Origin of the sequence: Pseudomonas tremae (genome assembly GCF_001401155.1) — a bacterium.
Taxonomy (GTDB): Bacteria; Pseudomonadota; Gammaproteobacteria; order Pseudomonadales; family Pseudomonadaceae; genus Aquipseudomonas; species Aquipseudomonas tremae.
On the sequence record NZ_LJRO01000206.1, the window covers coordinates 104,722 to 116,290 of the forward strand.

Sequence of the window (11,569 nt, forward strand, 5' to 3'; positions counted from 1 at the left end):
TGTTCTTAACGCAGCATCACCGAGCGCAGCCACTTTTCGTACAGAGCCTAATTCAAGGCAGTGTCATGCTGAACAGCGCACCTCCCAGCACGCCGCCATTGGCAATCTCGATACGCCCCTGCATGCCGCCTCGCGCATGCAGTCGCGCGATGTGCGCGGCAAAATACAGGCCCAGCCCGGTGCTGCCGCTGCCCTGATTGATCCCCTGCACGTAGTCGGTCTGCTGCTCGATCAGGTAGGCCGGGTAACCCGGACCATCGTCGTTGACGGTGATCTTCAATTGACCGCCTGCCCCTGAAACGCTAACGAATATCTGCTCGCGGGCAAAACCGATAGCGTTGACGATGATGTTGCCCACCACCGAACCCACCAGTTCGCGGTCGAAAAAGCCCAGCGGGCTCACGACATCGATGTCGCTGCGGGCCACGATGCCACGGCTGGCCAGCACGTCCTGATGATGGGCCAGCTGCGCTTCGATGAAATCGTCCAGCTCGTGATAATCCGGACGCAGCGGCATCTGGTTGACGCCGAGTTTGTACAGGCCCAGCAACTGCACCAGCATGCCGTTCAGGTTGGCGAACTCGTACTCGATCACACCGTGTTCCGGTGTGTCGCGCTGCTGAACAGAAAGCTTCGCCAGCCACTCACTGTGCGCCTGGGTCAGCGTCGCCAGCGAATTCTTCATGTCATGCACGGTGGAGGCAATCACCATCGAGAAATCAAGCCCCTGCTCCCTCTCTTCACTCATGCGCCAAACGCCCTCTCCCTGAGTTTCTGATAACGCTCAAAACGCGGGTCGCTGTCCGGGATCTTGCCGACCATGGTCAGGCTGGCCCGGCATTCGTCCAGGCCTGCCTGGCCCAGATTCTGGCCGGGATGGAGCAACGACTGCGCCATGTTGAGCGCAATACTGAGATTTTTCGGCTGCAACGCCAGAGCGCTGCGAAAAAATGCCTGTGCTTCGGTGAGGTTGCCGGACTTGTAGCTGCGCACGCCTTGCAGGTTCAAATCGCTGGCGGCCTTGTTGGCGCCCAGAATGGCAGGGTCGTCAGTCATGCTGGCGACGCTTTTCATCACCGCCGGGTCATCGCCATAGACCTGCGCGCAGTGCTTCAAGACACCGGCACCCGCCTCTTCCTGCCCCAGTTGCTTAAGCTGTGCTGCCACCATCAGGGCGGCGTCGGCACTGAGGAACAGCTCCGACCCATCGAGTCGGGCCATAGCCTGCTCGGTGAGTTTGGCGGCAGCTTCGGGGTCCGAGTGTTGCAGGCTGGAAGCCTTCATCAAGCGCGTACGCACTTGCAGACCTTCGTCGTTGCTGTGCTCCTTGGCGACTTCGCCCAAGGCATTGTTGACCTCGACCCTGGTCCGCGCATCAAGGCCCTGCTCGCCACCTTTGCTGATCAAGGCATGCGCCAGCCCGAGGTTGGTTTCAGGGTCCTTGAAGCGTGAATGCTGCCCTTGGGAAACCGCTTGGCGATAAGCTTTGGAGGCACTCTCGAAGTCTTCGTTACCCAACGCCAGCTTGCCCAGCAGCCTTTGGCGGCGGACCGCCAACGGTGACAGACGCACTGCACTTTCGAGCACAGTCTGGGCGCGCTTGGCATCACCAAGGGCCACCAGCACGTCAGCCAACCCGTCGAACAGCGCGGGCATGATCGGAAAAGCCTTGATCCCCTGCTCGTAGACCACCTGCGCCTCGGCGGCCTTGCCACGCTTCAGCAACAGCCTGCCCAGCGCGCCATATGCCCAAGGGGTGGCGCGGTCGGCCAGAATAGTCTTGAGGAAGACTTCCAGCGGTTCGTTCTGCTTGAGGTCGCGCAGAGCCTCGGCCTTGTAGCGGAGACAAAGCGGCGCATAACGTGGGTCCTGCTTGATCAAGGCGTCGCAAGCGGCCAGCACCTGGGCCGGATTGCGCTGGTCGAGCGCCTGCAGAATCGGCTTGAGCAGCGTCTTGCGCTGCACAAGTTTTTCCAGGCGCTGAGCCAGCCCGGCCCGATTGAACGGCTTGGTCAGGTAGCCGTCCGGCTCCCACTCCAGCGCGCTCATGACCATGGCCTGACTGTTTTCGGCAGTGACCATGATAAAGACGCTTTCATGACTCAACAGCCGCTCGACCATCAGGTCCTCCAGCACCTGCTGACCATTCTTGCGACCATCGCCAAGGTTGAAGTCATGCAACACGAAGTCATAGCGCTTTTGCGCGCACATGCGCAAAGCTTCCTCACCGGAGTCGGCGGTATCCACTTCCTTGACGCCCAGCTCACGCAGCATCGACCTGACTGAACTGCGAAAGTCAGAGAAGTCATCAACAATAAGAAAGCTTTTTTGGTTGTACGCCAGCATCCGGATTCCTGCACAGGAGAGGTAAAAATACGAGCCCTGACAGCCCCGAGAGCTACTCGGACCGGGCTCGGCAGCACGTCTTTCAAGACGTGCTTGATAACTGATAGCTGACTGATATTCAGGCAAAGCCCTGCGCCGCTATCCCGTGTAACGGGACAAGGTTTGCAGCGACACTCAGTTTTTCGACCACCCGGACAAAAACTATAGCGCAAACATGCACTTCGCCTGTTGTGTGCGAGTCAGTCAGGTGCAGAATTTGCGAGCTGGATCGTATAGGCAGAAACAGGAAGGGTATTGCGGGGAAGCAGATCGACGAATGAAGGCAGGCGTCATGCAACGCACAACTTCACGGGTAGCATGCCGACACAGGGCGTCGGCATGCCTGCGTGACGCACTTAGACCCAGCCGTCGTTCTTCTTGCGGCCTTTGGTCAGAGCCGGAAGAATCAGACCGACCAGCAGCCCGGCACCGGCGATGCTCCCGCCGTAGACCATGTAACGCATCATTACCTGCTTGTTCTCGTCGCCAAGGCGCGCCTGGGTAGCACGCAATTCGGCCTGGGAGTCCGCCAGCTGATCGTTGAGGGTCTTGGTCCGCGCTTCGAGCTCATCGACCAGCTTTTTGCGCGCATCCAGAGTCTCCTGCATGCCCTGCACGCGGGTTTTCCAGGTGTTGTCGATACCGGCCAGTTGTTCGGTCAGCTCGGCGACCTGCTGGGTCAACTGCGGCACACGCTCGGCCTGGCCAGGGACCTCCTGCAAGTCACTGCTGGGAATCCACACGGTGGAGCCGCCTTCGCCGCGCACTTGGCTGAACTTGCCGGAGTTGGAGAGCAATTCGACCTTCTGCCCGGATTTCAGCGTACCGACGATGCGATGGTCATCCGTTGGCCCACTGCGTACGTAAGTGGTAAGGCTGTCGCTGACCCAACGCTCGTTGCCCGCCGCCTGAGCGTTACCAGGAACAATCACGGTAAGTACAGCACCGAACAGGCCAGCCCCCAATAAACGACGTGACACGGAGAACAGGCCAGGGGCACGGGAAAGAAGTGCAGGAAGATGACGAGACATGGCGATAATTATCTTTATCCGGAATGAAAATAAAGCCTCGTTGAACGGGCCGGCTTAGGATGGGGACGGCAGGCGACCAAAGGTTTTGCAACTCCTGCCCGGACGGATTGTCTGCCAATGACACGCAACAAAAAGCGTATCAGGTCCCTTTTTTGCAGAACGTCCAAAAACACCATCAGCTAACAGACTCCTCGAAACGGGTCAGGTTCACTATCGCCCTGCGCTTGCGTCAAAATTCAGCCGCACGGTGGCCGTGAGCAAGTCCCTGCTTTCAAACGAATTCGGCTCTGGCGCGACGTTTGGCCCTCAAATCAGGCTCCGGCACTGTGCAACGTTTGCTTTCCCGTGCAAGTGCTGTAGAAAAGGTCTCACAGGCCTGAGTGCCGAGCGCACTCACCATCCTGATGCTCGACTGCATCGCTCTAATGGAAAATAGAATGCTCTCAAGACAAGTGATTAACGCCACCGTAAGCCCGAAAGGCAGCCTTGAAACCCTGTCGCAACGTGAAGTACAGCAACTCAGCGCTGCAGGCTCTGGCAGTACCTACACCCTGTTTCGCCAGTGCGCCTTGGCCATCCTCAATACCGGCGCCCATGTCGATAACGCCAAGACCATTCTTGAAGCGTACGAAAGTTTTGAAGTCCGCATCCATCAACAGGATCGCGGTGTGCGCCTGGAGCTGCTCAACGCTCCGGCCGATGCTTTCGTTGATGGAGAAATGATCGCCAGCACCCGTGAAATGCTGTTCAGTGCGCTGCGCGACATCGTCTACACCGAAAGCGAACTGGACAGCCAGCGCATCGACTTGAGCAATTCTCAGGGCATTACCGACTACGTGTTCCACCTGCTGCGCAACGCCCGTACCCTGCGCGCCGGTGTCGAACCGAAGATGGTGGTGTGCTGGGGCGGCCACTCGATCAACACCGAAGAATACAAGTACACCAAGAAAGTCGGTCATGAACTGGGCCTGCGCAGCCTGGACATCTGCACCGGCTGCGGCCCGGGCGTCATGAAAGGCCCGATGAAAGGCGCGACCATCGCTCACGCCAAGCAACGCATTGTCGGCGGTCGTTATCTGGGCCTCACTGAGCCTGGCATCATTGCTGCCGAAGCGCCGAACCCGATCGTCAACGAACTGGTGATCCTGCCGGACATCGAAAAGCGTCTCGAAGCGTTCGTGCGTGTCGGCCACGGCATCATCATTTTTCCAGGCGGCGCAGGCACTGCCGAAGAGTTCCTGTACCTGCTGGGCATCCTGATGCACCCGGACAACAAGGACGTACCGTTCCCGGTGATCCTGACCGGCCCGAAAAACACCGAACCGTACCTGCAGCAACTGCACGCGTTCGTCGGTGCCACGCTGGGTGAAGAAGCGCAGCGGCACTACCAGATCATCATCGACAACCCGGCAGACGTAGCGCGGCAGATGACCCAGGGCCTGAAGGAAGTGAAGCAGTTCCGCCGCGAGCGCAACGATGCGTTTCACTTCAACTGGCTGCTGAAAATCGAAGAGAGCTTTCAGCACCCCTTCGATCCGACCCACGAAAACATGGCGAAGCTGCAGCTCAACCATGACGTGCCTACTCACGAACTGGCCGCCAACCTGCGCCGCGCGTTCTCTGGCATCGTTGCCGGTAACGTCAAGGACAAGGGTATTCGGCTGATCGAAGAACACGGCCCGTATCAGATCCAGGGCGACCCGTCGATCATGGGCCCGCTGGACAAGCTGTTGCAGGCGTTTGTCGACCAGCACCGGATGAAGTTGCCGGGTGGCGCGGCTTATGTGCCGTGCTATCAGGTCGTTGCCTGAACGCTTAAGTAATACTCTGTCGATAAACGGGGCGCGCTCAGCCCCCCGTTTCTATTTCTGCTGACGAAACTCTCGGGGCGATTGGCCGGTAGCGCGCTTGAAGAACCGCGAAAAATAGGCGGGTTCGGAAAACCCCAGGCTGTCGGACACCTGATTGATGGTCATGGTGGTGTAGATCAGGTTGCGCTTGGCCTCGAGCAGCAGCCGCTGGCTGATGATCTGCAACGCTGACTGGTTGCACAGGCGCCGACACAGCGCATTCAGATGAGCCGCGCTGAGGCCCATCGCCTGCGCGTGCTGGTCGATGGACCAGTGCTCGCGAAAGCTTGCCTCCAGTTGATGCATGAACGCCTGTAGATGCTCGCGGCCACGGTCAAGCGAATGAGTTTCTTCGCCGGCGTGCGCGCTGCAGCGCCGGCTCAGCCATACCGCCAATACATTGATCAGCGAATGCAGCATCAAATCGCGACCGGCTCCGGGTTGCCGGTATTCGCGCGCAATGGCGCTGAACAGCGTGTCCACATAATGGCTGTCTGCGCCCAGGGAGTAGCAACGCGCCGTGCTCATCGCAGTGATGTCGAGCGCCGTCTCGAGCTGCTCTACCAGCGGTCGCGCCAAGCTGAGAATGTGCCCCTGAATGTCTTCGGCAAACCTGAAAGTGTGGACGCTCAGTGCGGGCACCACTTGTAGCGAAGGCGTCTGGACCTCGCTGACCATGTCCTCGACCTTCAACATCGCCTTGCCCGATTGCACATACAGCAACTGGACCAGATCGCCATGCCGGTGCGGTTTGATCTCCCACTCGTGCATCTTGCTGCGCTCGGGTATCGACTCGCAATGGATCAGGTCGGGCGTGGGCCAGGCCGTGGTTTCGCCGTAAAGCTTGAACACCGGTATCGCTGTGACAGCAGGTCTGGCCATGTCGCTCTCCTCGCCCGAACCCCTGAAAAGTCCAGATAATTCGCTGGATATTGCCTTCTTATCTCGTTGGCATCCATTAAAAATGCAGGAGACAAAAACAATCACATCCCGCTGGTTACCGCCGGCAGGGATCAATAGACAGGACTATCGCCATGAAAACCCAGGTTGCCATTATCGGTTCAGGTCCTTCCGGGCTGCTGTTGGGCCAACTGCTGCAGCGTGCCGGCATCGACAACGTGATCGTCGAGCGCAAGAACCCGGACTATATCCTCTCGCGCATCCGCGCTGGCGTGCTTGAGCAAGGCATGACCGACCTGCTGCGTGAAGCCGGGGTCAGCGAGCGTATGGACGCCGAAGGACTTATTCACGATGGCTTCGAGCTGGCCTTCGACGGTCGCTGCGAGCGCATCGACCTGAAAAACCTTGCCGGTGGCAAAACCGTGACGGTCTACGGCCAGACCGAAGTCACCCGCGACCTGATGGCTGCTCGCGCGTCTATCGGGGCAATGACGGTTTATGACGCAGCAGACGTCAACGTCCATGACCCAAAGACCGACAGCCCTTACCTGACCTTTGTGAAAGACGGCGAGACCGTGCGCCTCGACTGCGATTACATTGCTGGCTGCGACGGTTTTCACGGCGTGTCCCGGCAATCGATCCCGTTTGAAGCACTGAAAATCTTCGAGCGCGTCTACCCGTTTGGCTGGCTCGGCGTGCTGGCCGACACGCCGCCGGTCAATGAAGAACTGGTTTACGCCAACCACCCGCGCGGCTTTGCCCTGTGCAGCATGCGCTCAGCCATTCGCACCCGTTATTACGTACAGGTCAGCGCTGACGAAAAGGTCGAAGACTGGTCGGACGATCGTTTCTGGGGTGAATTGAAAGCCCGTTTGCCCGCGCACCTGGCAGAACGCCTGGTTACCGGCCCGTCCATTGAAAAAAGTATCGCGCCGCTGCGCAGCTTTGTGGTGGAACCCATGCAGTACGGCCGCCTGTTCCTGCTCGGCGACGCTGCACACATCGTCCCGCCCACCGGCGCAAAGGGCCTGAACCTCGCGGCCAGTGACGTCAGCACGCTGTACCGGATCCTGCTCAAGGTCTATCGCGAAGGCCGCACCGACCTGCTGGAAAAGTACTCGCAGATCTGCCTGCGCCGCGTCTGGAAAGCCGAGCGCTTTTCCTGGTGGATGACCTCGGTGCTGCACAACTTCCCAGGCACCGACGCCTTCAGCCAGCGCATTCAGCAGACCGAACTGGACTACTACGTCGGCTCGGAAGCCGGACGCAGGACCATTGCCGAGAATTATGTAGGTTTGCCGTATGAAGCGATTGAATAGTGAGGGCACCGAACACATAACCTAATGCCGATACCGAAGGCGTCGCTTTACAGCTCGGACGCTGTATGAACACTGTAACTGTCCACAATATGCTTCAAGTCCCGCGCAACGCTGTCTCGATCTCCGCAGAATACAAAGGCGCCCAGACAGTCCTTGTGGCAGAAAAACTCGCCTGAAGCGATATCGCCAACTTGCGCAATAGTCTTCATCTTCAGGGTTGGCAGAGTTTCGATGCTCGGCAGTAGAACCTGAGTAACGTGAAGTTTTTCTCTGGCGAGGTGTTTTTTGGGGAATGTCATATAACCGAACGCCTCGCCCGCACGTTCAACATGTAGCGCATCGACAAGCCCTAACTGAACGGCAAGGTGAATGAAACGCAGGTCTATCCCATGAGCGATTTTTATCATATCGACAGTGGAAGCCCCACCAGGCCGATAGGCAATTTCAAGCAATTCAAAGCCGTTGCCAGCATCACCAAACGCTTCGATATGGTAAACGCCATCAGGCCCGTCAAAAGCGGACAACACACGCTCGATGAAGGGCCGCCAGAGGTGCTGGATATCTTCTTCGGCAAGTGAAAAATAACCCAGCGGGCATTCGGCGAGATAGTCGATGGGTTTACCCAGGTACTCTCCCGCCGCAAGGAATGCCAACTGCCCTTTCAGAACGACCGCGTCCAACTGATAAAGAGGCTGCGGGTTGTAGGTTTCGATCAGATACTGGTGTTCGTTCATGTCCTGATAGTCATCACTAGCAGGGGCATATGCCTCGAAAAGTTGCTGAGCCTCAGTAATGATTTTGACCCCGACAGCGCCCGCCATGGACCGAGGCTTGAGGATAACCGGAAAGGTCACTGCCCCGCGGCTAATGTCATCCACGGTGATTTCTCTTGCTGTCGGAATATCGAATGTCTGGGCAATATGCTTCATTCGTTTTTTATCACGAAATCGTGTCGCCATGTCGAACGTCAACCCTGGCAACTGCCAATAGTCATTGGCCCACGCAGCGATGTATACGGCAAATTCATCATTCGGAATGACGGCCGTTACGGAATAGGTGTTTGTGATCTGACTGAATACTTTTTCGACGTCTTCGTGAACGGCAAAGTCCCGGACCACAAAGTTGCCATCGCGCTTCAACTCCTCTCCAGCCTGACCCAGAAGATCCTCCAGAAGGTAGATGAACGTCCACGCAGGGATCGGGTAACGGCTCCTGATTCTGGCAACTACCTCGCTGACATCCAGCTCGGAGGAAACGATCAGAATAGTGTTTGGCTTACGTATGTCGATCAACTGGCAGCCCTTCTGAAAGTGGTTGTCATTATTGGGCAGAGGGCTGTTTTTCAGCCGCAACCTGTACCGAATAATGTTCGTTCAGGTAACGCACGTCCCGTGAGACAAGGTCGCGATCCCCACAAAATACGAAAGACCCCAGCGAATCCTTGTAACAGTAGAATTTTCCCGATGCGATGCCACCCAGAGTCGGTACGGCGTGAGTTCTCAAGGTGGGCATGTTTTCGAGAGGAGGCAAGGAAATCTGAGTGACGTAAAGCGCTTCAGCGGAGAGATGTTTTTTCGGAAAGGTCATATAGCCGAAGGCTTGCGCGTTGCGCTGGATATTGAGCGGCGGATTCAGACCCATCTGCGCCGCAACATGAATAAACTGCAGGTCCAGCCCATAGACCATCTCGATCATCTCGACAATGGCTGCTCCACCTGGACGATAGGCAATCTCCAGAAGTTCTGTACCTGCACCTGCGTCCGCAAACGCTTCGATGTGATACACGCCATCTGGCGCATTGAATGCAGTGAGTACCGATTCAGTAAAATGCCGCCAGGTGTCCTCGATCATTTCATCGGTGACAGACAATACGCCGACGGGTTTTTCGTGCTGAAAATCCAGGGGTTTACCCAAATATTCGCCGACCGAGATGAACGACATCACGCCGTTCAGCACCACACAATCAATATGGTAAATGGTATTGGGATTGTACTGTTCAATAAAATATTGACGTTCATTCATGTCTTGGTATTCGGCGTACCAATCGACATCCATCTCATGAAGCTGCGTTGCATCAGAGAGTATCTGGACGCCCTCAGACCCCGCCAGAGAGCGCGGTTTGACAACCACAGGAAACGCGACCTGCCCGCTTTTGATTTCATCCAGCGTGATCTCTTTTGCCGTCAGGATGCCGGCCTGCTGGGCGATCTCTTTCATTCTTTTTTTATCACGAAACTTCCGCGCATTCTGGCGAGTTATGCCAGGCAGCGCCCAACGGTCATTGGCCGATGCCGCGACGTAAAGAGAGAACTCATCGAAAGGGACAGCAACGGAAACACTGCAGTACCGGGCAATGTTATCCAGTGCGGCCTCTACCTCGGCTGAAACGGAAAAATCAGATACGATGAATGTTCCGGAGCATTTCAACGCCTCGCTTGCCACGCCCAGATAATCTTCCAGCAAAAAAACAAATTGCCAGTCGCTCAGGTCATACACCGCCTTGATGTTGTCTATTGTCAGTGCAACGTTCAACTCGGAAGAGACGATCAGTACTGTTCTGTTGTGATGCATTTCAACGCCCCGTCGCGGTAATTCGATTGCTCGAATCCCCTTAAACTGCTGATGTGGCAGAGCCTGGGTTGGGTACCCGGCGCCTGGTTAAACGCACGCCTCCCCTGCACGCTGGGGAACAAGGGAAGCGGCACACAACCGTCAGATATAACGCTTCAGACTGCCGCTGCGTTTGACATCCAGCGTGGCGCAGTGAAAAGAACCGCCGAATGTCTGGAAATGTTTAAACGGACAGAGAATGGTTTTGAAACCCCACTTCTGAAATGCACTGATCAGCGCGTCCTCGTCTTTTTCAACAACAACGGTCCTTTCATCCAGCATGAGCACGTTGGTGTGAATCCACTTGGACGTGATGTATAGCGGATGATCATCTGGCAGCGTAGAGGGCGGTGGATTCAGAATTTCCCAGTCTTTGAAAATATCGGGAATCTGTGGCACCCAACCTTTGTTAATAAGTACACGACCCGGCGCCAATGGCAATATCGTCGTGTCGATGTGCATGGGCCCCGGTTCTTCGAACTCATAAATGTGAATATGGTACTCCGGCCCCAGTGTTCTGCGCAGCCATTCAATCCCTTTATTATTGGTCACGTGACTCCGCTGCCCGATAATGTCGCGCCCCATTTTCATGAAGTCGGCGGCATCAAACAGCGGTTCGACTTCCGTGATAATGGAATTAAACGGAATGTCCTGTTCAAAGTCGTAATCCGTTTTCCACACCGCATCCGTCAGCATCGGTTTGGGCGCGGAGATCCACTCGGCACCTCGAGTGAAATAGTCATTCAATATGTCGCGGAACGCGAAAGTTTCAAAGTAGCGGCTGCGCCAGGCCATGGGCACTTCGATAATCTTCTTGCCGATTGCAAAAAGACAGTCTCTCGGCATGGCGGAATAGAAAGTGCCGCCAGTGGTAAAGTGGGGCGTCATGATAGGTTGATGGTGATTCGTCTCGTTCGGCCTTCTTACCCTGATGCCTTCGGCTTCCAGAATCTGGGCCAGGGTATTCACTTCCTGCCTGGCTTTGACAAGCAACTCCTCCGGAAACCGTCGCCCGGAGTACGTTTGAAAAAAGTCACTGGACTCTTGGGGGATGATGGCTTTTAAACCGGTGTCCCACTCTGGCACACGAATATCGTCCATGATGCCAACGATGACTTCTTCGAGCGGGTCCCACTCGGTATAGACTTCCACGGGGCTTTGAGTATCGGAAAAGAAAGGAGGTTCTTCTTTTTGAAATAGCATGGCTATCCTTGACGACTTATTCAGGGTACTCGAACGTCGCACAGCAAAACAGGTCGACAGCGAAGACGACGTACGACATCCGTTATTTTCGAAAGCGGCTCACTGACTCAGGCTTCAACTCTTGGGCGCAGAACACATCATTGCCCATCGCGCATGGTGCACCTCCCTGTAAGATTAAAAAGGCACGCTTAATAGCTGCGCCTTGCGTTAAAAATTAAAACAGTACTGCCCTGCCATCTAAAACAGCCCGTACAAACGTGGAAGAACCGGC

9 protein-coding genes are annotated in these 11,569 nt (G+C 56.4%); 2 read left to right on the forward strand and 7 right to left on the reverse strand.

Annotation, left to right across the window (positions count from 1 at the left end):
* Positions 1 to 52 precede the first annotated feature (52 nt).
* The 3 genes from ALO43_RS15050 to ALO43_RS15060 form a co-directional block, all read right to left on the reverse strand.
* Positions 53 to 748, reverse strand: a complete 696-nt coding sequence (locus tag ALO43_RS15050; RefSeq protein ID WP_054997737.1) for a sensor histidine kinase — start codon at positions 746 to 748, stop codon at positions 53 to 55.
* Entirely contained in the window at positions 745 to 2,346 is a 1,602-nt protein-coding gene (locus tag ALO43_RS15055; RefSeq protein WP_054997738.1) for a tetratricopeptide repeat-containing response regulator, read from the reverse strand. The genes ALO43_RS15050 and ALO43_RS15055 overlap by 4 nt, the downstream gene beginning before the upstream one ends.
* 395 nt (positions 2,347 to 2,741) lie before the next feature.
* Positions 2,742 to 3,416 carry a TIGR04211 family SH3 domain-containing protein gene (locus ALO43_RS15060; RefSeq protein ID WP_024670759.1) on the reverse strand — a complete coding sequence of 225 codons (675 nt, stop codon included), beginning with the start codon at positions 3,414 to 3,416 and terminating at the stop codon, positions 2,742 to 2,744.
* 437 nt (positions 3,417 to 3,853) lie between these two features.
* On the opposite strand from ALO43_RS15060, the gene ppnN reads away from it, so the two are divergent.
* A complete protein-coding gene (gene ppnN / locus ALO43_RS15065; protein WP_054997739.1) occupies positions 3,854 to 5,227 on the forward strand; it encodes a nucleotide 5'-monophosphate nucleosidase PpnN in 1,374 nt (457 codons plus the stop codon).
* A gap of 51 nt (positions 5,228 to 5,278) precedes the next feature.
* Here the strand turns inward: ppnN and ALO43_RS15070 are convergent, their stop codons facing one another.
* A complete protein-coding gene (locus ALO43_RS15070) occupies positions 5,279 to 6,148 on the reverse strand; it encodes a helix-turn-helix domain-containing protein (RefSeq protein WP_054991435.1) in 870 nt (289 codons plus the stop codon).
* Between the two features lie 152 nt (positions 6,149 to 6,300).
* On the opposite strand from ALO43_RS15070, the gene pobA reads away from it, so the two are divergent.
* Complete coding sequence (pobA, locus tag ALO43_RS15075) at positions 6,301 to 7,485, forward strand: 4-hydroxybenzoate 3-monooxygenase (RefSeq protein ID WP_054997740.1); 1,185 nt, start codon at positions 6,301 to 6,303, stop codon at positions 7,483 to 7,485.
* Between the two features lie 47 nt (positions 7,486 to 7,532).
* Here pobA and ALO43_RS15080 read toward each other — a convergent pair whose 3' ends face one another.
* The 3 genes from ALO43_RS15080 to ALO43_RS15090 all read right to left on the reverse strand — a co-directional run bounded on the left by ALO43_RS15080 (position 7,533) and on the right by ALO43_RS15090 (position 11,298).
* Positions 7,533 to 8,774, reverse strand: a complete 1,242-nt coding sequence (locus ALO43_RS15080) for an ATP-grasp domain-containing protein (RefSeq protein ID WP_054997758.1) — start codon at positions 8,772 to 8,774, stop codon at positions 7,533 to 7,535.
* Positions 8,775 to 8,805: 31 nt separating this feature from the next.
* Positions 8,806 to 10,056, reverse strand: a complete 1,251-nt coding sequence (locus ALO43_RS15085) for an ATP-grasp domain-containing protein (protein WP_024670762.1) — start codon at positions 10,054 to 10,056, stop codon at positions 8,806 to 8,808.
* 141 nt (positions 10,057 to 10,197) lie between these two features.
* Positions 10,198 to 11,298: an amidinotransferase gene (locus ALO43_RS15090; protein WP_005890020.1), complete on the reverse strand. Its 1,101-nt coding sequence runs from the start codon at positions 11,296 to 11,298 to the stop codon at positions 10,198 to 10,200.
* Positions 11,299 to 11,569 lie beyond the last annotated feature (271 nt).

Bases quoted from the DNA above. Each gene is read 5' to 3' on its own strand.
- ALO43_RS15090 (WP_005890020.1), bottom strand. From the start codon at position 11,298: ATGCTATTTCAAAAAGAAGAACCTCCTTTCTTTTCCGATACTCAAAGC.
- ppnN (WP_054997739.1), top strand. From the start codon at position 3,854: ATGCTCTCAAGACAAGTGATTAACGCCACCGTAAGCCCGAAAGGCAGC.
- pobA (WP_054997740.1), top strand. From the start codon at position 6,301: ATGAAAACCCAGGTTGCCATTATCGGTTCAGGTCCTTCCGGGCTGCTG.
- ALO43_RS15055 (WP_054997738.1), bottom strand. From the start codon at position 2,346: ATGCTGGCGTACAACCAAAAAAGCTTTCTTATTGTTGATGACTTCTCT.
- ALO43_RS15085 (WP_024670762.1), bottom strand. From the start codon at position 10,056: ATGCATCACAACAGAACAGTACTGATCGTCTCTTCCGAGTTGAACGTT.
- ALO43_RS15060 (WP_024670759.1), bottom strand. From the start codon at position 3,416: ATGTCTCGTCATCTTCCTGCACTTCTTTCCCGTGCCCCTGGCCTGTTC.
- ALO43_RS15070 (WP_054991435.1), bottom strand. From the start codon at position 6,148: ATGGCCAGACCTGCTGTCACAGCGATACCGGTGTTCAAGCTTTACGGC.
- ALO43_RS15050 (WP_054997737.1), bottom strand. From the start codon at position 748: ATGAGTGAAGAGAGGGAGCAGGGGCTTGATTTCTCGATGGTGATTGCC.